This window comes from Ottowia sp. VDI28, from assembly GCF_049532675.1.
Classification (GTDB): Bacteria; Pseudomonadota; Gammaproteobacteria; order Burkholderiales; family Burkholderiaceae_C; genus Ottowia.
In genome coordinates this window covers 2,913,049-2,936,788 of the sequence record NZ_CP149820.1, presented here as the reverse complement: position 1 = coordinate 2,936,788, position 23,740 = coordinate 2,913,049, and the positions used below count along the sequence as shown (strand labels likewise).

Here is a 23,740-nt window from a genome sequence, read left to right as displayed (position 1 = left end):
CCGCACGCTCATGCCTCTCCCTTCAAAACCAACGGCAGACCCGCCGCCATCAAACTCACACGCTCGCATCTCTGGGCCATCTGCTGATTAAGCACCCCCAGGGCATCGACGAAAGCGCGGACCTCGCGGCCAAGGGGAATCACCCCCAAACCAATTTCATTGCCGACCAGGATGATGGGGCCTGAGGTGCTCTCAATTGTTTCCAGAAGAAGCGCCACTTCCCCCTGCACCGCCTGCGCGGATTGATTTTCCCGCCCCAATGGCATCATGAGCCCTGTGAGCCATAGTGTGAGGCAATCGACCACGCGAAGCGTCTCCGCCCCACCGGCAGCGCCGATGGCGGCCGGCAGATCGCAGGACGCCTCCAAGGTCAACAGGCCAGGCACCCTCTCGGCGCGTTCACGCTGGTGGCGTGCGATGCGTTGGCGCATTTCATCATCGTGCGCCTCGGCTGTGGCGATCAGCACCGCACGGTGGGAAGACGACGCCTGCAGCCACGCCGCGGCCAGATTTTCGGCACGGCGCGACTTGCCGCTCTTCTGGCCGCCCAGAATCAGCTCACTGCGCGCGACGTGCAAATCGTTCATGGCTTGTGCGTGTTTGAAGCATCGTCAATACCGGTCAGCTTTGGGCTCCGCTCAGCGCGGAGACCATTTCAGGCCTACGTAGAATTCCCGGCCTGGCGTGGCATAGCCTCGCGCGACCTGATAGTCCTTGTCGGCCACATTATTGATGCGCGCCAGCAGCGTCCATTCACGCGCGATCACCTTGCTGACGTACAGGTTCACCAGACCATAGCCGCCCAGCACGTTCCTGTTGGCAGCATCGTCATAGCGCTTGGAAGATGCGAGCAACTCGGTACCCAGCGTCCAGCCGGCCACATCGGTATCCGCCGCCAGCTTCAGCAGCGTTTGCGCACGGCGTGCAAGACGCTTGTCGGTGTTCAGATCCCGCGGGTCCTGCAGATCGAGCGAGCCGCTCAGGTTGACGCCGGCCAGCTTGTGCGCGCCGGTGATCGTCAGGCCCTGGTATTCTGCGCGCCCGGTATTCTCGTAGCAGCCATACGCGTCGCCGCACGGGCCGGCGGCACCGAAGGTGATGAGGTTGCGTACGCGATTGCGGTATGCCGTGACGCCAAAGCTGCTCGTGCCTTCCGCCCAGCGCAGGCCAAGCTCGAAGCTCCGGCCTTTTTCCGGCTGCAACGCGGGCTGGCCATACTGCGAAAAGCGTTGATACAGCGTCGGCACGCGGAACGACGTCCCCGCGCCAGCCGTCACGCGCCAGCCGGGAGCGAAGCTGTAGCCGTAAGACGCGCTGCCGGTAGTCTGGCCCCCGAACTCGCTATCGTCATCGTGGCGCACATTGAGCTGCACCGTATGCGGACCGCCCGTATACCCGTAGCCCAGGGCGATGCCGTTCTTGTGCCGGCTGCGGTTGATGTCGGCGTTGGCCAGGCGGTCTTCCAGCCGCTCCAGCGCTGCCGTCACCAGGTGGCCGCCGCTGCGCCACTCATTCTGGAACAGATAGTTGCGCAGCGTGGTTTCGGAGCTGTAAGGGCTGGGTTTGGTTTCGTAGCGCTGCCGCGACTCACTGACGGACAGGCGCGTGCTGTAGTTCTGCGTCCATTGTGCGGACCATGTCAGACCGCCAGTGGCCAGGCGGTTCAGGCCATGGTCATCCAGATCGGCGGTAAAGCCGTCATATTGCGCGTCCATGTCGGTGTATGTGCCCGTCAATTCCAACCGGTGCGCCTGATTGATCTGCCAGCCCAGGCGCGCGTTGGCGCTGGTACTGCGATAGCCATCCTTGTCCGGGTTGGAACCCGGCCGGCTGTCGAAGCCATCGCTGGTGTCGCGTGTCACGCCCAAGGAATAGTCGATGGCATCATTCTTGCCTGAAAACCCGGCCTCTGCCGTCTTGCGGCCATGGTTACCCACACCCACGCCGACATAGGGCGTGAAAGGGCCCCGGCCCTTGCGCGTGAAAATCTGGATCACGCCAGCAACCGCGTCCGAGCCATACACGGCGGCGGCGGCGCCCCGCACGATTTCGATCCGCTCGATCTGGCTCAGCGAGATGGCCTCCCAGGGTGGCCCCCGTGGATTGCGTGTCGACGCGTATGCCATCGATATAGACAGCGGTGAAACGATTCTCGGCACCACGCAAGTAGATGCTGCTGGTCGTACCGGGACCGCCATTGCGCGAGATCTCAAGGCCGGCTTGCCTGGCCAGCAGATCCGACACGCTGGTCGCGCCGCTGCGCTGGATTTCCTTCTCGTCGATCAAGGTGACGTCTGCCAGCACGTCGGTCAAAGGCTGTTCCACGCGGGCGGCGGTCACCACGGTTTCACTCAGCGAGACGGCCGAGGCGGAAGCGGTCTGGGCGGGGGTTTGGGCATGCGCGGAATAGGCGCAGACCAAGGCAAGCGGCAGCAACGCCGGCTTGAGCGTGAACGGAATTGTTCTCATCACAAATGACACAGATGGCAAACCCCTGCCGGCTTCCCCGCCAGCGCCTGGGGCAAACTGGTAGCGCGCGCTGCTCAGGAGCAAAAGCGCCCTCCCTCCTCGTTGGCCGGTATCCGGGCTGGCGAAGGTCGCTCCTGCTTCGCCTTCCCGGTTGCTTGTTCAAGGCATCCAGTGGCTGTGTGAGGCATGAGCCGGGATGCGCGAGGCATCCCATTCGCTTACCGTTGCGGGGGCAGCGCAGGTTAGACCGGCCGTGCGCGACGCACGAGGCCCTCCTGCTTCCCGTTGAACTGCGCCGTGTGAACCACAAACGCGAGCACCAACAACGCCAATTGTAAGAGCCCGGAAACCATAGGGTCCATGGAACCCTACAATCAGCGTTCTGCCCTTGCCGCCGCGCCATGACGAATCCGCCCCTGATTGAACAGATAGCCGAGCGTGTAGAGCGCCTGCTCGTGCGCCACGAGGAACTGCGCCGAACCAATGAACTGCTCGCGCAGCAGGTCGAATCGCTCACACACGAGCGGGACAGCCTGAAATCGCGCCTGATGGCCGCACGAGCGCGCGTGGACTCATTGATCGACCGCCTGCCAGCCGCGGCCAGCGTGCTGCCGCCAGATGACAAGGGAGGCAAATGAAACAGCTCGAAGTCAAGATCCTGGGCCAAGGCTACCTGCTGGGCTGCCCGGAGGGCGGTGAAGCCCAGTTGCAGGAAGCTGTGCAGCGGGTAGACGCCGCCATGAGCAAAATCCGCGATGCCGGCAAGATCAAGGCCCGCGACCGGATCGCGGTGCTGGCGGCACTGAACCTGGCATTCGAACTGAGCGAGCCCAGGCCGCCAGCCGCACCCACGGCCGAGGGCAGTGATGCGGAACCCGGGATGAGCGTGGCCGAGCAAGCGACTTTGGGAGCCCTGCTGGAGCGGTTGGACCTGGCGCTTGGGGAAGACGGCCGGCTGCTGTAGGAGCGGAGCACTTCTGTAGAGTGCGCCAAAAGCCTTCCTCCGCCCTCCTCGCGCAAGCGGGCTCCTGCGCCAGCTTTCCACAGCCCCCTGGATTCCTACTGGGGCATCCCACGTTGTCAAGCGAATATGGTTGTTATTTCTGATGGTTCTGATGGTTTAGTTGTTTATTACGGAGCTGACTGCAAGGACACTGAACTGAACGAAGAAAGACGGCCTACCTACTGACGGTCTTGTTGACGAGCTACGAAGAGCTTGGTGTCGGACCCAGATACGAGCCGCTCAGCGGAGGCTCCCATTCGCCTTTCGTGGCCTGAACAGGCCACCTGGAATCCATCGAGCTTATCCGCTGCCGGTCTAACCTGTTCAATTGATCTGCGAAGTGCCGTCCTGTTGAAACATCATTTTTTTGATAAACGAAACATGTGTCGATCTACTTCTACGTCGGTTTGACGCTCACATGATTGGCCACAAATGGCTGGCCTCGCGTGAACATCGCCCATAGAATGCGGGCGTTCTTGGCTGCCAGCGCGACAGCCGCCTTTTGCCAGCCCATGCGCTCACGCAACTGCTGCGCCCACAGCCACACTCGCTCCTGGCGTGGCTTGCTGCAGTGAATGGCCGATTTGGCGCCCTGCACCAGCAGCATCCGCAAATACGTATCTCCCTGCTTGGTAATGCCGCCAAGGCGGCTCTTGCCACCGCTGGAGTGCTGCGAGGGTGTCAACCCCAGCCAGGCAGCAAACTGCGCAGCCGTTTTGAACTGACTGAAGTCGGCCACGCTGGCCACGAGCGCCGAAGCGCCTATAGGCCCAATACCCAGTAGCTGCTGAGCCTGCTGAGCTCGACTGTCTTGCTTGATGTGTTGTGCAATGCGCTGCTCGCACCAGCCAATGTCCTGATCAAGCTGGCGCCACTGCATTTGCAGTCGCTCAATGCTTAATCTCACCAGCGCGGGCATCTCGTTGCTGGCATCCTCGTTGAGCTGGGTCAGCTGCTCCTTGAGCTTGCCCACCCCTTCAGGACACACCAGACCAAACTCGGCCAGCAGTGCACGAATACGGTTGATGCACGCAGTTCTGTCTTTCTCCCAGCCTTGACGCAGGGTGTGTACACCCAGGATCGCTTGCTGCTCGGTCGTCTTGATCGGCACAAAGTGCATTTGCGGGCGGCTGGCAGCCTCGCACACCGCCGCAGCATCATTGGCGTCATTCTTGCCTTTCTTGCCCTGCAAACGGTATGGCGCCACTAGATGAGGCGCGATCAGGCGCACCTGCAAACCAAGCTGGCTGAGCCGGCGTGCCCAGTGATGCGCTCCAGTACACGCCTCCATCACCACCAAACAACCGGCAGGCAACTTCGCGCACCAGGGCAGGAAACCTCGCCGCGCTAGCGCTCGGCGCACCAACACACCTGCCTGAGCATCCACCGCATGCACTTGAATCAAGTTCTTGGCCAGATCCACTCCAACTCGTGTAATCTCACTCATGGGACTTCTCCTTACTCTTTAGATTGACGTTCGCACCTCAATCTTGGCGCTTCGACGCCGTTCCTGGTAAGTGGGAAGTCCCCTCGTATTCGCCTGCGCGGGAATGACGGAAACACAACATCAGAAGGCCGCGGAGCAGGCCATGCCCGAATCACCGCGGAGCTGGCTTTGCCAGGCCGCTGGTGATGTCCCCTGGGGGAAGGCGCGCAAGCGCCTCAGGGGGTAGAATATTCTTGTCTGCGATGCGCGCCGGACTTTATATTTCCTTGAACCAATGCTCATTGAGCACGGGCTTGGAACATTGTCTGGTCAGCGTGATCATCTCGCGTCAGATGAACCCAAGATCAGTCTGACCTCGCCCACCTGAACCCTGCGTTCAGGATGACGGTTCGGCGGCATTCGCAGACACCTTATTCTTGCTGAAAAGCCTTCTCAGGGAGTGTGAGGGCTTTTTTCATTTTCCCGCCATGCCTATCGAACCGCTGCTGATCGTAGAACTTGCCCTGCTTGGCATCTGCACCGGTTTTCTGGCTGGGCTGTTGGGTATTGGCGGCGGCATGATCATGGTGCCGTTCATCTCGGCGATCCTCAGCTCGCGCGGCGTGGCGCCGGGCCTGGCGGTCAAGATGGCCATTGCCACATCCATGGCCACCATCATTTTCACTTCCATCAGCAGCGTGCGCGCGCACCACCGGCGAGGTGCTGTGCGCTGGGACATCGTGAAGGCGCTGGCACCCGGCATCGTACTGGGCGCCATGATTGCCAGCCTCGGAATTTTCGCCATTCTCAAAGGTTCCATACTGGCGCTGGTGTTCGCGGCCTTTGTGGGATTTTCCGCGACGCAGATGTTTCTCGACAAGAAACCGGCCCCTACGCGGCAGATTCCCGGCACCGCGGGACTGCTGGGCGCGGGCGGCGTGATCGGCCTTCTGTCAGGGCTGGTCGGCGCTGGTGGCGGCTTCGTCAGCGTGCCCTTCATGACCTGGTGCAACGTGGCCATTCACAACGCGGTGGCCACCAGCGCCGCGCTCGGTTTTCCGATTGCCTTGGCCAATGTGATCGGTTATATCGTCTCCGGCCAGAATATCGAGGGACTCCCGCCCTACTCCTTCGGCTACCTGTGGCTACCTGCGCTGGTGGTCATCGCCTGCTTCAGCGTCCTGATGGCGCCGCAGGGCGCACGCGCTGCGCACGCACTGCCGGTCAAGAAGCTCAAGCGCGCCTTTGCCAGCATTCTGTACCTGCTGGGGGCATACATGCTCTACAAGGGTATTACGTCGGTGTAACGCACCAGGGAGCCTGGTCGTGCACCAGGCCCATCCACAGCGCCCAGCCTGAAGCCGCCATCAGGGCCAAGCCAGCCAGGCGCACGCCCCACTCTCCCTGATACTCGCGGGCAGCCGCAACAGCAGCCAGGGGCCGAGCATCAGCGACACGCTGCTGCCGAGCGCGAAGAGCGCCATGGTGACGGCGCCACCGGCTACGCTGCCGGCCAAAGCGGCCACCATCAAGGCGGAATACAGCAGGCCGCAGGGCATGAAGGCCCAGAGCGCGCCGATTATCAATGGCGCGCTGCGCCCGCGCTTTTGCTGGAAGCCGCGAACCGCCGCCCAGATCCGGCGCGCGCCCTGCTCGATCCATACCGGCTGGCGGGCCTGCACCAGCAGCAGCAGACCAATCACGACGGCCGCCACGTGGAGCAGAGTCCACACAGGACGGATTGCGGCGCTCTGTGTGGTCAGCCAGCCGATGCCTTGCAATGAAGCGGCGGCCAGGCCACCGAGCGTGGCATACCCGATGATGCGCCCAGCCTGGAACAGGCTCATCGCCGAAGTGCTGCGCGCTCCGGCGGTTTGGCCGATACCGGCGCAAGCGGCCCCGCACATGGCAATGCAATGCGGACCGCCGGCCAGTCCCATGCCGAAAGCTGTGAGCGCAAGTGACGTCAGCATATGAATGACGACATTCCGGGTGCTACTCCTCGGAACCTGTTTAAAACGTATCTACGAGCTCGTCAGATGATCTTCGAAAAACGCGCCCGCGTGCGATCGGCTTGCAGGTATTTGTCGAACACCATCGCCACACCCCGCACGAAGAACCACCCCATGGGGGTCACCTCAATACCGGAATCAGACAACTCTACCAGCCCCTGCGCCTGCATGCCGCGCAGCACTTCCAGCTCAGCGGCAAAGGTGCGCTTGAAATCGATGAGGTGCGCGATCTCGATAGCCTCGAAGTGCAAGCGTCCCTGGCACATCAGTGCCATGATGATCGAACGCCGGACCAGATCGTCTCGTGAGACAGCTAGACCCCGGGCCACAGGCAGCAACCCATGGTCGAGCGCGTCCTGATACTCTTCCAGTGTCTTGGCGTTCTGGCTGTAGACCGCGCCTATTTTGCCGATGGCTGATACGCCCAGGCCGATCAGGTCGCAGTCAGGCTGAGTGCTATAGCCCTGGAAATTCCGATGCAACCGGCCCTGCCGCTTGGCGACAGCCAGGGAATCGTTCGGCAACGCGAAGTGGTCCATGCCCACATAGATATACCCTGCCGCCTCGAACGCGGCGAGTGCGCGTGCCAGCATCGCCACTTTGTTGCCGGCCCCCGGCAGATCGATCGCAATGATGCGCCGCTGAGGTTTGAAGCGCTCCGGCAGGTGAGCGTACCCGTAAAGAGCGATGCGATCAGGCCGCAATTCGGCCACTTGCGCCAGCGTGCGATCGAAAGATTCGGGGGTTTGCTTGGGCAAGCCGTAGATCAGATCGACGTTGATCGACTCAAAGCCGATACGCCTGGCCGCCGCCACCAGGGAAAACACTTGCTCCGCGGGCTGGATGCGGTGCACCGCCTTCTGCACGTCTGGATCAAAATCCTGCACTCCGAAGGACAAGCGGTTGAAGCCCAGGCGCGCCAGGGTGCGAAGGCGCTCCTCGTCAATGGTCCGGGGATCGATCTCGATCGAGTACTCCCCCCGGGCACTAGATTGAAATTCTGCCGCAGCATGCCCATCAGCCCGCCCAGCTCGCCGTCATTGAAGAACGTAGGCGTGCCGCCGCCCAGATGCAACTGGCTCACGTTGACCCCGTGGCCGATGCGCTGCACGTGCAGATCGACTTCGCGGCTCAAATAACTCAGATAAGGCGCGCTGCGCTCATGGTGCCTGGTAATGATCTTGTTGCAGGCGCAGTAATAACAAAGCGACTCACAGAACGGAATATGCACATAGAGCGAAAGCGGCAGCGTCATGGCCGCGGGGCCATGGCGCCGCTGCTCCAGGGCCTGCACATAGTCAGCCTGGCCAAACGCCTCCACGAACCGGTCCGCCGTGGGGTAGGATGTGTAGCGCGGGCCAGGCACATCGAAACGCTGGAGCAATTCTGGGGTCACAGTAGTCATTCAGGAGATATCCTCGATAGCAGAGTCGATGGTCGCGCAGGAAAGATGAAATTTCCTTGATCCCGATCAAGAGATGGAGGCCATTGCCGCAAGGTTTGCGGTGGATCAATTCGCTGGGCAGCCTACAATGAGTCATCGCTTTACTACCTCGCCGACCACTTCGCCCACCATCTCGCCCTAGTTCGCCCTAGTGCGCACGCCGACACCACAATGACTCCTCAAGCCATCAAAGTAGCCTGCTCCAACTGCAACCTGCGTGAGTTGTGCATGCCCATGGACTTGTCGGGCAGTGATCTCGACAGGTTGGACGAACTCGTAGCCACTCGGCGCAAAATCCGGCGGGGCGCCTCCCTGTTCTCCAATGGAGAACCCTTTTCAGCGCTCTACGCCATACGCACGGGCTTCTTCAAAACCTGCATTGCTTCCGAAGACGGCCGCGATCAGGTCACAGGTTTTCAAATGGCCGGCGAGATCATCGGCCTCGATGGCATCGTGGACGATCACCATACCTGCGATGCCATTGCGCTGGAAGATGCTGAAGTCTGCGTGATGCCGTTCGACCGCATCGAAGAGCTCTCGCGCGAAGTGCCAGCGCTGCAGAGCCATGTGCACAAGATCATGAGCCGCGAAATCGTGCGCGAACACGGTGTGATGCTGCTGCTTGGCAGCATGCGGGCCGAAGAGCGCCTGGCCACCTTTCTGCTGAATCTGGTGCAGCGGCTACACGCACGAGGCTTTTCGCAGTCGGAACTGATTCTCCGCATGACCCGCGAGGAAATTGGGAGCTACCTGGGCCTCAAGCTGGAAACCGTGAGCCGGGCTTTTTCCAAGTTTGCCGAAGACGGCCTGGTGGAAGTCAAGCAGCGGCATGTGCGTATTCTGAACACCCAGGCGCTGCGAGAAGTGATCACGCCGCAATAGGCCAGGCGGTAGGCCGTCGCAAAACGCCGCCGCAATAGGCCTCTAGTCTCGTCAGCCGGCTTTACTGCAACGTATCCTTGAATCCCGGAGGCACGGGCAGCGGCACGACTGCAATGCCCTCATCCAGCAAGGCTTCGGTTTCCTCTGGAGTAGCTTGGCCTCGGATACCCCGCTCGTCCGACTCCCCATAGTGAATCTTGCGAGCTTCTTCCGCGAAGCGCTCGCCCACGTCTTCGGTGTTGGCCATCACGCGGCGCACCATCTGCATCCAGGCGGCCTGCAGTGAAGCTGGCGGCAGTGCAGCCACCGGTTCAGACGCTCCTGCCCCACCCGGCGAGGCTTGGGAGGGTTCAGCGGTCACAGGCGCCCCGGAAGCGCCCAGGTTCAAACGCGGGGCGCTAGGTAGCTTGCTCACCGAGGTATCGCCGCACATGGGGCACGTCAGTAACTGACTGGATACCTGCTGCTGAAAATCGTCTTCCGAAGCGAACCAGCCCTCGAAAACGTGTCCGTGATGGCACTGAAGATCCAATACCTTCATGACTTAAGCTTCCCGCCATTCGAGCGTCCAGGCGCCAGCCAGGACGTTTTGCAGCCACAGCGCGCCGGTCAGGGTCTTGCCATCCGTGATCTGGCCGTTGCGGCACCAGTCAAGAATTTCTTGCGGCGTGGCGCTGAAAACTTCCAGGAACTCCCCCTCATCCAACTGGGACTTGCCCTCTGAGAGGCCGCGGGCAAACCAGATTTCGATGAACTCGGTGGAATATGAAATACCCGGATGTAATCTCCCTGCACGCGCCCATTGGCGAGCGGTGTAACCGGTCTCTTCCCGCAACTCGCGCTGGGCACATACCAGCGGCGCTTCACCTGCATCGAGTTTGCCGGCGGGAAACTCGATCATGACATTCCCCACCGGATAGCGGTATTGGCGCTCCATCAACACGCGCACGCTCCCGTCCTCGGCTTCGATCAGCGGAATGATCATCACCGCGCCCGGATGAACAATGTATTCGCGGTAGGTTTGCGCGCCATCGGGAAGGCGCACCGTGTCCCGCAAAACCTGCAGGAAGCCGCCACGCAGCACTTCTTCGCTACTGACGCGGGTTTCTTGCAGATGGGGATCGGAGCTCATGGAGGGATTATCCTGGAAGCGATGCTGGCAGGTGCATTCTGCTGCCATTCCATTTGCACGGTCTGGCAGGATTTGCAGGATTACCGGCCCCGCCGAAGCAGGTAGCGGTAGACAAAGCCCGGGAACGCCAAAGTCAGAAACAGCGCTCCCGTGATGGCGTAAAACTGCCACCCCTGCGGCGAAATCTGGCCGGCGCTCTGCTCCAACCCCAGACCAATGCCGCCGATAACGAAGTACCAAAATACCAGTTCAGCCAAGCGCCAAGCCAGCGACTTGCCGCCACGGAGCGGATAGACAGACAGCAGGCGCTGGTTCAGAAACGGCAGATTGGCAGCCACAAAAGCCAGCAGGATCAATAGCCAAATGGCAAAGCTCTGGGACATCCTGTTGAGAGACAGCGAGGCTGCCTTACGTTCCCAGCATTTGCACGATGGCCTTGGCGCACAACGTCATCAATGCGCCCGGAACGATACCAAGCACCAGCACCAAAGCACCATTGATCGACAGCAAGGCACGCATGTCGGCGGGTGCCGTAATAGGCGATGCGCTCACCGGCTCATCAAAGTACATAACCTTGATGACGCGCAGGTAGTAGAAAGCCCCCACCAGCGAGATCAGCACGGCAAACACCGCCAAGCCGATATGAAGCGACTGACCGGTGCTGATAAGCGCTTGCAGCACGGACAACTTGGCCTGGAAGCCCACCAGCGGCGGCAGGCCTGCGAGCGAGAAAAGGCAAATAGCCATGATGCCGGCATACAGCGGGCTGCGCTGGTTGAGACCTGCGAGGTCGACGATCTCTTCGCTTTCGAACCCCTCGCGGGAAAGCAGCAGAATGATCCCGAAGCTCGCCAGCGTCGTCAGTACATAGGTCACCATGTAGAACATGGCCGAGCTATAGGCGTTAGCCGCTGACAGCGCGTTGCCATTGACCACGCCCGACATCAGGCCCAGCAGCACAAAGCCCATCTGAGCGATCGTGGAATAAGCCAGCATGCGCTTCAAATTGGTCTGCGCGATGGCTGCCAGGTTACCCACCAGGAGCGACGCGACGGCCAGCAAACCGAGCATCTGCTGCCAATCGAAGGCCAGTGGCAGAAGCCCTTCGACCAGAAGGCGGATAGCGATGGCGAAAGCCGCGAGCTTCGGTGCGGAGCCGATGGTCAGCGTGACCGCCGTAGGAGCCCCCTGATAGACATCAGGAATCCACATATGGAAAGGCACCACGCCAAACTTGAACGCCAAGCCGGCCACCACGAACACCAGGCCGAACACCAACACCTGATGGCGGATCTGGCCTGAAGCCACGGCCTTGAAGACGGAGCCGATGTCAAGCGTGCCAGTGGCACCGTAGAGCATGGACAGGCCGTACAGCAGGAAGCCGGAGGCCATGGCGCCCAGCACGAAATACTTCATGGCGGCTTCCACGGACACCGTGTGGTCGCGGCGCAAGGCCACCATGGCGTAGCTGGACAGGGTCAACAACTCAAGGCCCAGATAGATGAGCAGGAAGTTGTTGCCGGAAATCATCACGAAGATACCCACCAGCGACAGCAGGCTCAGCGTAAACCACTCGCCACCGCGCAGCACGCCGCGGTCGCGCATGTAGGTCCGGCCATAGACCAGCGTCACAGCAGTGGCCAGCGAGGCAAAGCACTTGAGCCAGTTGGCCATGGAGTCGCTCACCACCATACCGCCGAAACCGTAGACGGTCTGCCCTTCGAGGGCATAGAGGCCAGTCAGCACCGCCAGCACAAGCAGCGTCAAGACAGACAGGACGTACGTAGCCGTGCGGCGCACGCCCTTGTCCAGCAAATCCACCAGGGCGATCACGCACGCCATTACCAGCAGCACGATCTCCGGGTAAATGGATATCCAACTGAAACTGTCAATCATCTCCTGGTCCTCAATTCAGTTTGGATACCGCCACCTGCTGCAGCAGGTTTGCCACCGAAGCGTCCATCACGTCGGTGAAAGGCTTGGGGTTCACGCCCATGGCCAATACCGCCAGTGCCAGCAAGCCCAGCATGAGGAATTCACGCGCGTTGATATCCGAAAGCTTGCGCACGTGGTCATTCGTCACGGGGCCGAAATAGACCCGCTTGAACATCCACAAGGTATAGGCCGCACCGGAGATCAGAGCTGTCGCCGCGAGCAGGCCGATCCAGAAGTTGGCCTTGACGGCACCCAGGATCACCATCCACTCGCCCACGAAACCCGCCGTGCCCGGCAGGCCGCAATTGGCCATGAAGAACAGCAGCGCGAACGCTGTGAAGCGCGGCATGGTGTTGACCACGCCACCGTAGGCTGCAATCTCGCGTGAATGCACCCGGTCATACAGCACGCCGATACACAGGAACATGGCACCGGAGACAAAACCGTGCGCGATCATCTGTACCAGGCCACCCGTGATGCCAAGGTCATTGAAGATGAAAAAACCCAGCGTGACGAAACCCATGTGCGCTACCGACGAGTAGGCCACGAGCTTCTTCATGTCCTTCTGGACCAGTGCCACCAGACCGACATAGATAACGGCCACGAGCGACAACGTGATCATCAGCCCGGCCCATTTATGGGAAGCATCAGGCGTGATGGGCAGCGAGAAGCGCAGGAAACCGTAGGCACCGAGCTTCAGCATGATGGCCGCCAGCACGGCAGAACCACCAGTAGGCGCTTCCACGTGCACGTCGGGCAACCAGGTGTGCACCGGCCACATCGGCACCTTCACGGCAAAAGCCGCGAACAGCGCGAAGAACAGCAGGGTTTGCGCGGTCTCGGAAAGCGGCAGCGCATGCCAAGCCAGAATATCGAAGCTGCCGCCCGAGCGGGTGTACAGGTAGATGAATGCCACCAGCGTCAGCAGTGAACCCAGCAGCGTGTACAGGAAGAACTTGAAGGCCGCGTAGATCTTGTTCGGACCGCCCCAGATACCGATGATGAGGTACATCGGGATCAGCGTGGCTTCGAAGAAAACGTAGAACAACACGCCGTCGAGTGCCGAGAAGACGCCGATCATCAGGCCCGAGAGAATCAGGAAGGCCGCCATGTACTGGTTGACCTTGCGCTGGATGACCTCCCAGCCGGCGATGACCACGATGATCGTGATGAAGGCCGTGAGCAACACGAACCACAGCGAGATGCCGTCGACGCCCAGGTGGTAATTGACATTGAAGCGCGTGATCCACGGCGCTTTCTCGACGAACTGCATTTGCGCCGTGCCGAGCTGGAAGCCCGAGTACAGCGGCAACGTGACTAGGAAACTGACGAGCGACCCGATGAGCGCCAACCAGCGCACCATCTGCGCTTGGCTCTCCCGGCCGAACGCCAGCAATATGACGCCGAATACGATCGGTGTCCAGATGGCAAGGCTCAACCAACCCATTTTCTTGGTGTCCCTTTTTTACTTGTTGAGCCAGACGAAGTACGTCATCAGCACGAAGATACCCAGAATCATCACCAGCGCGTACTGGTAGAGATAGCCAGACTGAAGGCGACGCACCACGCTGGAGATCCAACCCACGATTTTCCAGGAGCCGTTGACGACGGCGCCGTCGATCAACGCCTGGTCGCCACCTTTCCAGAGGCCGGTACCGATGACGCGCGCGCCGCGGGCGAACACGTTCTCGTTGATCCAGTCCATGTAGTACTTGTTCTCGAGCAGCGTATAGATGGGCTGGAACATGCGCTTGATACGCGCCGGCAAGGCCGGATTGATCATGTACATGTAGTACGAGACCGCCACACCCGCCAGTGCCAGCCAGAACGGCAGCGCGGTAAAGCCGTGCAGCGCCATGGGCACCCAGCCATGGATTTCCTCTGCCAGCTCGGCCATCGCGTGATGGCGCGTACCATCGACAAAGATCACGCCCTTGAAGAAATCACCGAACAACATCGGCATCAGTGTCATGGCACCGATAACGACCGAGGGCACGGCCAACAGCACCAGCGGCAGCCAGACCACCCAGGGCGTTTCGTGCGGCTTCTCGTCATGGCCATGATGGTCGTCATGGGCATGGTGATCATCATGGTGCGCGTCAGGATTCTGGTCGTAGCGCTCTTTACCGTGGAAGACCAGGAAATAAAGGCGGAACGAATAGAACGCGGTGATGAACACCCCCGCCAGTACGGCGAAGTAGGCGAAACCGGCTGCAGGCAAGTGGCTGGCATGGACCGCCTCGATGATGGCGTCTTTCGAGTAGAAGCCCGAGAAGAACGGCGTACCGATCAGCGCCAGGGAGCCCAGCAGGAAAGTGATCCAGGTGATGGGCATGTACTTGCGCACGGCCCCCATCCAGCGGATGTCCTGGTTGTGGTGCAAGCCCATGATGACGGAGCCGGCCGCGAGGAACAGCAGCGCCTTGAAGAACGCGTGCGTCATAAGGTGAAACACCGCCACGGAGTAGGCCGACGCGCCCAGGGCCACGGTCATGTAGCCAAGCTGCGACAGCGTCGAATAGGCGATGACCCGCTTGATGTCATTCTGGATGATGCCCAGAAAGCCCATGAACAATGCCGTGATCGAACCGATGACGAGGATGAAGTTCAGGGCCGTATCCGAGAGCTCGAACAGGGGCGACATACGCGCCACCATGAAGATGCCGGCCGTCACCATGGTGGCGGCGTGGATCAGCGCGGAAATCGGTGTCGGGCCTTCCATCGAGTCGGGCAGCCAGACGTGCAGCGGAAACTGCGCCGATTTACCCATCGCACCGATGAACAGGCAGATGCAGATGACGGTGATCAACTGCCATTCCATGCCGGGGAATTGCATACTGCCCAACTCGCCGGCCTTGGCGAAGGTTTCGCTGTAGTTCAAGGTACCCGCAAAAGCGGCGATCAGGCCGATGCCGAGAATGAAGCCGAAGTCACCCACGCGGTTGACCAGGAAGGCCTTCATGTTGGCGAAAATCGCTGTCGGACGGTTGTACCAGAAGCCGATCAGCAGATAAGAGACCAGGCCCACGGCTTCCCAGCCGAAGAAGAGCTGCAGGAAGTTGTTGCTCATCACCAGCATCAGCATGGAGAAGGTGAAGAGCGAGATGTAGGAGAAGAAACGGTCGTAGCCGTCGTCGTCGGACATGTAGCCGATGGTGTAGATATGCACCATGAGCGACACGAAGGTCACAACGCACATCATCATGGCCGTCAGGCCATCGATGAGAAAGCCCACCTCCATTTTCAAGCCGCCGACGACCATCCACTCATAGAGGGTCTGGTTGAAATGCGCACCATCGGAAATGACGCTTTGCAGCGTCATGGCCGAGATGATGAAGGCCACGAGCACGCCCAGGATGGTGGCGGAATGCGAGGCGGTACGGCCGATGCGGTTGCCGCCGAAAGCCGTACCGAGAATGCCCGCCAGCGCCGAACCTGCCAGCGGAGCCAGAGGCACCGCGAGCAGCATGGAAGCGGAAAGGGTCTGACTCATCTTGTTATTAACCCTTGAGCGAATTGAGTTCGTCCACGTTGATGCTCGACTTGTTCCGGAACAGCAGCACCAGGATCGCCAGGCCAATGGCCGACTCAGCGGCCGCTACCGTCAGGATGAAGAAGACGAACACCTGGCCGTGCATGTCGCCCAGATAGTGCGAGAAAGCCACGAAGTTCATGTTGACCGACAGCAGCATCAGTTCGATGGCCATCAGCAGCACGATGAGGTTCTTGCGGTTCAGGAAAATTCCGACCACGGAGAGCGCGAACAGGATCGCGCCCAAGGTCAGGAAGTGAGCGAGTGTCAAAGTCATTTCTTGGCTCCCTCGGCAGGCGTCTCTTCAGCGGGAGGCGCAGGAGGCGGCGCTTCACGCGTGGAGGCCATGGACACCATCTCGACGCGATCGCGTGCCCGCACCTTCACCTGGATGGAAGGGTTGATGGCCTTGCTGTCCTTGCGCTGGCGCAGGGTCAGGGCAATCGCGGCAACCATGGCCACCAGCAGAATGACGGCGGCGATTTCCAGCGGATAGAGATACTTGGTGTACAGGAGCGTACCCAGCGCCTTGGTGTTCGAATACTGAACCACCTGCCCTGCCGCGTTGGTGACGGTTTCGGGAATTGCCGGCGCCAGGCCCGTGCGGAAACCACCGATCAGTACCACGGCCATTTCAAGCGAAATGAGCGCGCCCACAGCAAGCGCCAGCGGGAAATGGCGCCAGAAGCCTTGCCTCAGGCTGTCAATGTTGATGTCGAGCATCATCACGACGAAGAGGAACAGCACCATCACCGCGCCCAGGTACACAAGCACCAGCACGATCGCCAGGAATTCCGCCTTGAGCAGCAGCCAGATGCCCGATGCCTGTGAAAAGGCGAGCATGAGATAAAGCACCGCGTGCACGGGGTTGCGCGAGGTGACAACTCGGAAGGCCGCGAAAAGCAGCACTAGCGAGAACAGGTAGAAGAAGCCGGTCTGGACGTCCATGGATCGTGTCTATCGGTAAGGCGAGCCTGGCTGGATCAGCGGTACTTGGCATCAGCCGCCTTGGCGGCAGCGATTTCGGGTTCGTACCGGTCACCGACGGCCAGCAGCATCTCCTTGGTGAAGTACAGGTCGCCCCGCTTTTCACCGTGGTATTCGAAGATGTGCGTTTCGACGATCGAGTCGACCGGGCAGCTTTCTTCGCAGAAACCACAAAAGATGCACTTGGTCAGGTCAATGTCGTAGCGCGTGGTGCGGCGCGAGCCATCGGCCCGAACGTCGGACTCGATGGTGATCGCCACTGCGGGGCAGACCGCCTCGCACAGCTTGCAGGCGATGCAGCGCTCTTCGCCGTTCTCGTAGCGGCGCAGCGCGTGCAGGCCGCGAAAGCGCGGCGACATAGGAGTTTTTCTTCAGGGTACTGTACCGTCACCTTGCGGCTGAAGGCGTAGCGGCCGGTCAGGGCCATGCCCTTGAACAGCTCCACGAGCATGAAGCTCTTGAAGAAATCGCGAATGGAAAAGGGTGAAGCAGCTACGGAAGCCATGGTCACATCCTCCGTGTTCAATGCCAAATATTCCAGGACGTTTGCATCCACGCCCCGACGACAAGCAACCACACCAGCGTGACCGGGATGAAGATCTTCCATCCCAGGCGCATGATCTGGTCATAACGGAAACGCGGGAAGGTCGCGCGAATCCAGATAAACATGGACACGACGGCGAAAGTCTTGATCGCCAGCCAGATCCAGCCCGGAATGAAGTCGAGTGCCGCGAACGGCGACAGCCAGCCCCCCAGGAACATGATGACGGCCAGAATGGACACCAGCCACATGCTGGCGTATTCAGCCAGGAAGAACACGGCAAAGCCCATGCCAGAGTACTCGACCATGTGGCCGGCCACGATCTCGGCTTCGCCTTCCACGACGTCAAACGGGTGGCGGTTGGTCTCGGCTACGCCGGAGATCAGGTAGACCAGGAAGATCGGCAGCAGTGGCAGCCAGTTCCATGACAGCAGGCCCAAGCCCTTGTCTGCGGCCATGCCCTGCCCTTGCGACATGACGATGTCCGTCAGGTTCATGCTTCCCGACACCATGAGCACCACCAGGAAGCAAAAACCCATGGCGATTTCATAGCTCACCATCTGCGCCGAAGCGCGCAGCGCCCCCAGGAAGGCGTACTTGGAGTTCGATGACCAACCGGCGATGATCACGCCATAGACCTCGATCGAGGTGATGGCCATGACCAGCAGCAGACCCGCGTTGACATTGGCCAGAGCCACGTCAGGACCGAAAGGAATCACCGCCCATGCGGCGAGCGCCGGCATGATGGCCATCAGCGGGCCGAGCAGGAACAAGCCCTTGGCGGCTGCCGTGGGTTGAATGATTTCCTTGGTCAGCAGCTTGACGGCATCCGCGATAGGCTGCAGCATCCCGAGCGGGCCAACCCGGTTCGGGCCGTGGCGCACTTGCATCCAGCCAAGGAGCTTGCGCTCCCAGAGTGTCAGATAGGCGACCGCACCCATCAATGGCAGCAGAATGACGACGATCTTGATCAAGTTCCAGATCACCGGCCAGACCAACTCGGCCCACCAGGATACGGCGAAAAGATGCATGCCGCCGTTGTAGAGAGCGTCGATCATGCCGTGGCTCCTTGCGCAGCAGCATGGCGGGCATCTGCTGTCAACTGCAGCGAAGGCGCGCGGCGCACGATGCCGTCGAGTTCATAGATGCCGACAGGCCGCACTGAAGCGGCGTCGCCACCTGGACGTACCGAGGCGCTGGTGGCATTGCTCAGGCGCTCGGCGGGCAATGCCGCCACGGATTCGGAACCCAGCGCACGCGCCAGGACTTCCTGCGACGAATCGAACGCCATGTTCGGCACACCGAGCAAATCGCCCAGCACACGCAGCACCTTCCAACCCGGGCGGGCATCCCCCTGCGGGCGGACCACGGCGTGGAAGCTTTGCACACGGCCTTCGGCATTGACGAAGGTGCCCGACGTTTCAGTGAACGGCGCGATGGGCAGCAGCACGTCGCTGATGTCCATGTTGGCCTTGAACGGGCTGAAGGTGACAATCATTTCGCTGGCATTCAGCGCTTGCGCGGCGGCTGCACCGCCAGCGGTATCGAATGCGGGCTCACAATTGAACAGCAGCGCGGCCTTCAAGCCGCCTGCAAGCATCTGGCCGGCGTTCTGGCCGCCCTGCCCCGGCACGGCGTTGACCCACTGCGCACCCACGGTATTGGCAGCCTCGGTGAGATAGCCTACGTTGGCGCCGGTTTGGGCCGCGATCCAGTTGGCCAAGGCCAGCAAGCTGGACGCATTGGCATGATGGGCGGCCGCATTGCCCAGCAGCACAGCCTTGCGCTCACCGGCAATCAGCGTCTTGGCGATGGCCTTGGCGCCTTCGCTGGCCTGGCCGGTCACTGGCGAGGCTGGAACGGCAACGCCCTTCTCTGCCGCGATGGCCGCTGCCACGTCCGCGAGCGCTTGCACCCACTCGCTCGGCGCACCCACCATCCAGTGCTTGATCGGCATGGCCCATGCATCGGGTGCAGACAGGAGCGCTTCGGAAGTGATGGCCGCCAGGGCGCCGCCACGGCGCACGGCTTGCCGGATGCGCTGCGCAAAGAGCGGATGATCCTTGCGCAGATTGGAGCCGATCACCAGAACTGACTGCAGATCGGAAAGGGATGCAATCGAGGTGCCCAGCCAACGCACGCCTTCGGCCTGCGCGAACTCTGCATGGCGCAGGCGGTGGTCGATGTTTTCGCTTCCCAGGCCACGCGTGAACGCGGCGGCCAGGTACAGCTCTTCCAGCGTGCTGTGTGGGCTGACCAATGCACCAATGCTACCGGCACCGTGTTCGGATTTGATCTGGCTCAGGCCGTTGGCCACGTACTCAAGCGCGGTTTGCCAATCGACCTCTTTCCACTCCCCGCCCTGCTTGAGCATGGGTGCTGTCAGGCGTTCGGCGCCGTTCAGCGCTTCGTAGGAATAACGGTCGCGGTCGGCAATCCAGCACTCGTTGACCGCTTCATTCTCGAGCGGAACGACACGCATCACCCGGTTGCTCTTGACCTGGACAATCAGGTTGGCACCCGTGGAATCGTGCGGGCTGACGGACTTGCGGCGAGACAGTTCCCAGGTACGGGCGCTGTAGCGGAAAGGCTTGCTGGTCAATGCGCCGACGGGGCACAGATCGATCATGTTGCCCGACAGTTCGGAATCCACCGAATGCCCGACGAAGGTTTCGATTTCGGAATGCTCACCGCGGTGAGACATACCCAATTCCATGATGCCGCCGATTTCCTGGCCAAAGCGCACGCAGCGTGTGCAGTGGATGCAGCGCGTCATCTCTTCCATGGAGATGAGGGGGCCTACATCCTTGTGGAACACGACGCGCTTTTCTTCTTCGTAACGCGAACCGGAGCCACCATAGCCCACGGCCAAATCCTGCAGCTGGCATTCGCCCCCCTGATCGCAGATGGGGCAATCGAGCGGATGGTTGATGAGCAGGAATTCCATCACCGACTTCTGCGCGGAGATGGCTTTCTCACTCTTGGTGCGCACGATCATGCCTTGCGTCACAGGCGTGGCGCAGGCCGGCATCGGCTTGGGAGCTTTTTCCACGTCCACCAGGCACATGCGGCAGTTGGCGGCAATGGACAGTTTCTTGTGATAGCAAAAATGCGGAATATAGGTGCCAGCCTTGTCGGCGGCATGCATGATCATGCTGCCTTCGACTATCTCCACCTTTTTACCGTCGATATCGATTTCAACCATGGCGCTTCTTCTGCCGGATCAAACGTAAGCCGGGACCATGCAGGTCTTGTGCTCGACGTGGTATTCAAACTCAGAGCGGAAATGCTTCAGCATGGCCCGCACCGGCATGGCCGCCGCGTCGCCCAGCGCGCAAATGGTGCGGCCCATGATGTTGCCAGCCACAGAATCAAGCAGATCCATGTCGCTCGGCCGGCCTTGGCCGCTTTCAATGCGCTCGACCATACGCCAGAGCCAGCCCGTGCCTTCACGGCAAGGCGTGCACTGCCCGCACGATTCGTGCATGTAGAAGTACGACAGGCGCTGCAGCGACTTGACCATGCAGCGCGTTTCGTCCATCACGATGACGGCACCGGAACCCAGCATGGAGCCGGCCTTGGCGATGGAGTCGTAGTCCATCGTGCAATCCATCATGATCGAGGCTGGCAGCACAGGGGCCGATGAGCCACCGGGAATCACCGCCTTGAGCTTGCGCCCGCCGCGGACACCGCCCGCGAGTTCGAGCAGCTTGGAAAATGGGGTGCCCATGGGAATTTCGTAGTTCCCCGGGAGTTCGACATCACCGCTGATCGAATAGATCTTGGTGCCGCCGTTGTTGGGTTTGCCGCACTCGAGATAGGCTTGGCCACCATTGCGGATGATCCAGGGGACTGCGGCGAAGGTTTCGGTGTTGTTGATGGTCGTGGGCTTGCCGTAGACACCAAAACTCGCAGGGAAAGGCGGTTTGAAGCGCGGCTGGCCCTTCTTGCCTTCGAGGGATTCCAGCAGGCCGGTTTCCTCGCCGCAGATGTAGGCGCCAAAACCATGGTGCGCATGCAGCTGGAAATTGAAACTGCTGCCGAGAATGCCATCGCCCAGGTAGCCGGCGGCGCGGGCTTCCGCCAGCGCTTCCTCGAAGCGTTCGTAAACCTGGAAGATCTCGCCGTGGATATAGTTGTAACCCACGCTCGTCCCCATGGCATAGGCCGCGATGGCCATGCCTTCGATGACGATATGCGGGTTGTGCATGAGGATGTCGCGGTCCTTGCAGGTGCCCGGTTCGCCTTCGTCGGAGTTGCAGACGAGGTATTTCTGGCCCGGGAACTGCCGGGGCATGAAGCTCCACTTCAGCCCGGTGGGGAAACCCGCACCGCCGCGCCCGCGCAAGGAAGACTCCTTGACGGTGGCGATGACCTGATCGGGCGTGAGGCCTTCGCCGCCATCACGGCCGAGGATCTTGCGCAGCGCCTGATAGCCGCCACGCGCTTCGTAGTCCTTCAAGCTCCAATTGGAGCCGTCGAGCCCGGCGTAGATCAAGGGGTTGATGTGACGCCCATGGAAACAGGTCTGCACACCGGTGGCGGCAAACTGCGACAACACTTGTTCAGCTCTCATCGTCCAGCCTCCGCTTTCGTCAGGCCATCGATCAACTGATCGAGCTTTTCTTCGCTCATGAAGCTGCACATGGTGCGGTCGTTGACCAACATGACCGGCGAATCGGCGCAAGCGCCCAGGCATTCGGAAGGCTGCAGGGTGAACATGCCATCTGCCGTGGTCTCTCCGGCAGTGATCCCCAGCTTTTTCTCCAGGTGTGCCAGCGCCGTGGCGCCGTCGCGCAGCTGACACGGCAGATTGGTGCACACGTTCAGCTTGTAGCGGCCGACCGGGCGCTGGTTGTACATGTTGTAGAAGCTGGTGACCTCATGCACGGCGATTGGCGCCATACCGAGGTAGGCGGCCAGCGCCTGTTCGCTCTCGGGGCTTACCCAGCCCTGCTCCTGCTGGATGATGGAGAGGCAGGCCATCACGGCGGACTGCTTCTGCTCGTCCGGGTACTTGGAGACTTCGCGCGCGAAACGCGCCAGCGTAGCAGCGGAAAACGGCGACGCCTCTGTGGCGCTCACCTGAGAAGACACATCAGAGATCATCGATCAATCTCTCCAAACACGATATCCAGCGTGCCGATAATGGCCACAGCATCGGCCAGCATGTGGCCTCGGGCCAGCTCATCGAGCGCAGCCAGATGCGCGAAACCGGGCGCGCGGATTTTCAATCGATAGGGTTTGTTGGCGCCATCGGCAACCAGGTAGATGCCGAATTCGCCCTTGGGATGCTCCACCGCTGCATAGGCTTCACCTGCGGGCACGTGCATGCCTTCGGTGAAGAGCTTGAAGTGGTGGATCAGCTCTTCCATATTGGTCTTCATCGCCACACGTGTCGGCGGGGCGACCTTGTGGTTGTCGATGATGACCGGGCCAGGATTGGCACGCAGCCAATCCACGCATTGCTTGATGATGCGATTGGATTCACGCATCTCGTTCACGCGAACGAGATAACGGTCGTAGCTGTCGCCGGTCTTGCCGACCGGAATGTTGAAATCAACGCGGTCATAGACCTCGTAGGGCTGCTTCTTGCGCAGATCCCAGGCAATGCCGGAACCGCGCAACATGGGCCCGGTCATGCCGAGGTTGAGAGCACGTTCAGGGGTGACGACACCGATACCGACCGTGCGCTGCTTCCAGATGCGGTTGTCGGTCAGCAGGGTTTCGTATTCATCCACCAGCCTGGGGAAGCGCCGGGTGAAATCGTCAATGAAGTCAAGCAGGGAGCCCTGGCGGCTGGCGTTCTTCTGTTCCAGCGCATGAGTGCCGCGGATCTTGCTGCGGTATTGCGGCATGGTGTCCGGCAGATCGCGGTAAACACCGCCAGGACGGAAATAGGCCGCATGCATGCGCGCGCCAGAAACCGCCTCATACATGTCGAACAGGTCCTCACGCTCACGGAAGGTGTAGATGAGGATGGTGGAAGAGCCGCAATCGTTGCCGTGCGAGCCGAGCCACATCAGGTGATTGAGCAGGCGCGTGATCTCGGAGAACATCACGCGGATGTACTGCGCGCGGATGGGGACCTCGATGCCGAGCAGCTTTTCGATCGCCAGGCAGTAGGCATGTTCGTTGCACATCATGGACACGTAGTCGAGACGGTCCATGTAAGGCAGCGATTGGATGAATGTCTTGTGCTCAGCCAGCTTTTCAGTGGCGCGATGCAGCAGACCGATATGCGGATCGGCGCGCTGAACGACTTCGCCGTCCAGCTCAAGCACCAAACGCAGCACGCCGTGGGCGGCCGGGTGTTGGGGCCCGAAGTTCAGGGTGTAATTCTTGATCTCAGCCATGAGTCAAATAAGCCAAAGGCG

Annotated in this window: 21 protein-coding genes, 1 other RNA gene, 3 pseudogenes and 1 riboswitch; of the genes and pseudogenes, 5 read left to right on the top strand and 20 right to left on the bottom strand. The window is 60.8% G+C overall.

The window, feature by feature from the left end; translation table 11 throughout:
* Positions 1-8: 8 nt before the first annotated feature.
* The 3 genes and pseudogenes from WJU18_RS14045 to WJU18_RS14035 form a co-directional block, all read right to left on the bottom strand.
* Positions 9-587 (bottom strand): bifunctional adenosylcobinamide kinase/adenosylcobinamide-phosphate guanylyltransferase, encoded by a 579-nt coding sequence (locus tag WJU18_RS14045; RefSeq protein ID WP_423460644.1) that lies wholly within the window; start codon positions 585-587, stop codon positions 9-11.
* 51 nt (positions 588-638) lie between these two features.
* Entirely contained in the window at positions 639-2,045 is a 1,407-nt protein-coding gene (locus tag WJU18_RS14040) for a TonB-dependent receptor domain-containing protein (protein ID WP_423460993.1), read from the bottom strand.
* 9 nt (positions 2,046-2,054) lie between these two features.
* Positions 2,055-2,469: pseudogene (locus tag WJU18_RS14035) on the bottom strand (TonB-dependent receptor); the annotation flags it as partial.
* Positions 2,470-2,556: 87 nt separating this feature from the next.
* Positions 2,557-2,808: riboswitch (cobalamin riboswitch) on the bottom strand.
* A 62-nt stretch (positions 2,809-2,870) separates the two neighbouring features.
* Here WJU18_RS14035 and WJU18_RS14030 point away from each other — a divergent pair.
* Positions 2,871-3,107 (top strand): DUF904 domain-containing protein, encoded by a 237-nt coding sequence (locus tag WJU18_RS14030; RefSeq protein WP_423460643.1) that lies wholly within the window; start codon positions 2,871-2,873, stop codon positions 3,105-3,107.
* Complete coding sequence (locus tag WJU18_RS14025) at positions 3,104-3,433, top strand: cell division protein ZapA (RefSeq protein WP_423460642.1); 330 nt, start codon at positions 3,104-3,106, stop codon at positions 3,431-3,433. Before WJU18_RS14030 ends, WJU18_RS14025 begins: the two co-directional genes overlap by 4 nt.
* Positions 3,434-3,869: 436 nt before the next feature.
* Here WJU18_RS14025 and WJU18_RS14020 read toward each other — a convergent pair whose 3' ends face one another.
* Entirely contained in the window at positions 3,870-4,919 is a 1,050-nt protein-coding gene (locus tag WJU18_RS14020) for an IS110 family transposase (protein WP_423454084.1), read from the bottom strand.
* A gap of 231 nt (positions 4,920-5,150) precedes the next feature.
* On the opposite strand from WJU18_RS14020, the gene ssrS reads away from it, so the two are divergent.
* Positions 5,151-5,331: non-coding RNA, 6S RNA (gene ssrS, locus WJU18_RS14015), on the top strand.
* Between the two features lie 55 nt (positions 5,332-5,386).
* Positions 5,387-6,205, top strand: coding sequence for a sulfite exporter TauE/SafE family protein (locus WJU18_RS14010; RefSeq protein ID WP_423460641.1), 819 nt, complete (start codon positions 5,387-5,389; stop codon positions 6,203-6,205).
* A 60-nt stretch (positions 6,206-6,265) separates the two neighbouring features.
* On the opposite strand, the gene WJU18_RS14005 is transcribed toward WJU18_RS14010, so the two are convergent.
* Both WJU18_RS14005 and hemN read right to left on the bottom strand, forming a co-directional pair.
* Positions 6,266-6,871, bottom strand: coding sequence for a sulfite exporter TauE/SafE family protein (locus WJU18_RS14005; protein ID WP_423460640.1), 606 nt, complete (start codon positions 6,869-6,871; stop codon positions 6,266-6,268).
* Positions 6,872-6,933: 62 nt separating this feature from the next.
* A pseudogene (gene hemN, locus WJU18_RS14000) lies at positions 6,934-8,315 on the bottom strand (oxygen-independent coproporphyrinogen III oxidase).
* A gap of 210 nt (positions 8,316-8,525) precedes the next feature.
* Between hemN and fnr the strand changes: the two are divergent.
* The gene (gene fnr / locus WJU18_RS13995; RefSeq protein ID WP_423460639.1) at positions 8,526-9,236 is read left to right on the top strand and encodes a fumarate/nitrate reduction transcriptional regulator Fnr; all 711 of its coding nucleotides are present in this window, start codon (positions 8,526-8,528) and stop codon (positions 9,234-9,236) included.
* 61 nt (positions 9,237-9,297) lie between these two features.
* Here the strand turns inward: fnr and WJU18_RS13990 are convergent, their stop codons facing one another.
* From WJU18_RS13990 to WJU18_RS13925, 14 genes and pseudogenes are all read right to left on the bottom strand, one after another.
* The gene (locus tag WJU18_RS13990; RefSeq protein ID WP_423460638.1) at positions 9,298-9,777 is read right to left on the bottom strand and encodes a DUF1178 family protein; all 480 of its coding nucleotides are present in this window, start codon (positions 9,775-9,777) and stop codon (positions 9,298-9,300) included.
* 3 nt (positions 9,778-9,780) lie between these two features.
* Positions 9,781-10,368: an NUDIX domain-containing protein gene (locus WJU18_RS13985; protein ID WP_423460637.1), complete on the bottom strand. Its 588-nt coding sequence runs from the start codon at positions 10,366-10,368 to the stop codon at positions 9,781-9,783.
* Between the two features lie 80 nt (positions 10,369-10,448).
* Positions 10,449-10,751 carry a DUF2818 family protein gene (locus tag WJU18_RS13980; protein ID WP_423460636.1) on the bottom strand — a complete coding sequence of 101 codons (303 nt, stop codon included), beginning with the start codon at positions 10,749-10,751 and terminating at the stop codon, positions 10,449-10,451.
* A gap of 25 nt (positions 10,752-10,776) precedes the next feature.
* A complete protein-coding gene (nuoN, locus tag WJU18_RS13975; RefSeq protein ID WP_423460635.1) occupies positions 10,777-12,264 on the bottom strand; it encodes an NADH-quinone oxidoreductase subunit NuoN in 1,488 nt (495 codons plus the stop codon).
* 10 nt (positions 12,265-12,274) lie between these two features.
* On the bottom strand, positions 12,275-13,750 hold the full coding sequence (locus WJU18_RS13970; protein WP_423460634.1) for an NADH-quinone oxidoreductase subunit M: 1,476 nt from the start codon (positions 13,748-13,750) through the stop codon (positions 12,275-12,277).
* A gap of 18 nt (positions 13,751-13,768) precedes the next feature.
* Positions 13,769-15,796, bottom strand: a complete 2,028-nt coding sequence (nuoL, locus tag WJU18_RS13965; RefSeq protein ID WP_423460633.1) for an NADH-quinone oxidoreductase subunit L — start codon at positions 15,794-15,796, stop codon at positions 13,769-13,771.
* Positions 15,797-15,803: 7 nt separating this feature from the next.
* On the bottom strand, positions 15,804-16,112 hold the full coding sequence (gene nuoK / locus WJU18_RS13960) for an NADH-quinone oxidoreductase subunit NuoK (RefSeq protein ID WP_423460632.1): 309 nt from the start codon (positions 16,110-16,112) through the stop codon (positions 15,804-15,806).
* The gene (locus tag WJU18_RS13955) at positions 16,109-16,783 is read right to left on the bottom strand and encodes an NADH-quinone oxidoreductase subunit J (protein WP_423460631.1); all 675 of its coding nucleotides are present in this window, start codon (positions 16,781-16,783) and stop codon (positions 16,109-16,111) included. The genes nuoK and WJU18_RS13955 overlap by 4 nt, the downstream gene beginning before the upstream one ends.
* A 35-nt stretch (positions 16,784-16,818) precedes the next feature.
* Positions 16,819-17,327: pseudogene (gene nuoI / locus WJU18_RS13950) on the bottom strand (NADH-quinone oxidoreductase subunit NuoI).
* A gap of 17 nt (positions 17,328-17,344) precedes the next feature.
* The gene (gene nuoH, locus WJU18_RS13945) at positions 17,345-18,421 is read right to left on the bottom strand and encodes an NADH-quinone oxidoreductase subunit NuoH (protein ID WP_423460630.1); all 1,077 of its coding nucleotides are present in this window, start codon (positions 18,419-18,421) and stop codon (positions 17,345-17,347) included.
* The gene (gene nuoG, locus WJU18_RS13940; protein ID WP_423460629.1) at positions 18,418-20,568 is read right to left on the bottom strand and encodes an NADH-quinone oxidoreductase subunit NuoG; all 2,151 of its coding nucleotides are present in this window, start codon (positions 20,566-20,568) and stop codon (positions 18,418-18,420) included. Before nuoG ends, nuoH begins: the two co-directional genes overlap by 4 nt.
* An 18-nt stretch (positions 20,569-20,586) precedes the next feature.
* The gene (gene nuoF / locus WJU18_RS13935; protein ID WP_423460628.1) at positions 20,587-21,939 is read right to left on the bottom strand and encodes an NADH-quinone oxidoreductase subunit NuoF; all 1,353 of its coding nucleotides are present in this window, start codon (positions 21,937-21,939) and stop codon (positions 20,587-20,589) included.
* Positions 21,936-22,472, bottom strand: coding sequence for an NADH-quinone oxidoreductase subunit NuoE (gene nuoE / locus WJU18_RS13930; protein WP_423460627.1), 537 nt, complete (start codon positions 22,470-22,472; stop codon positions 21,936-21,938). The genes nuoF and nuoE overlap by 4 nt, the downstream gene beginning before the upstream one ends.
* Positions 22,469-23,719 carry an NADH-quinone oxidoreductase subunit D gene (locus tag WJU18_RS13925; protein WP_423460626.1) on the bottom strand — a complete coding sequence of 417 codons (1,251 nt, stop codon included), beginning with the start codon at positions 23,717-23,719 and terminating at the stop codon, positions 22,469-22,471. Before WJU18_RS13925 ends, nuoE begins: the two co-directional genes overlap by 4 nt.
* Positions 23,720-23,740: the final 21 nt, after the last annotated feature.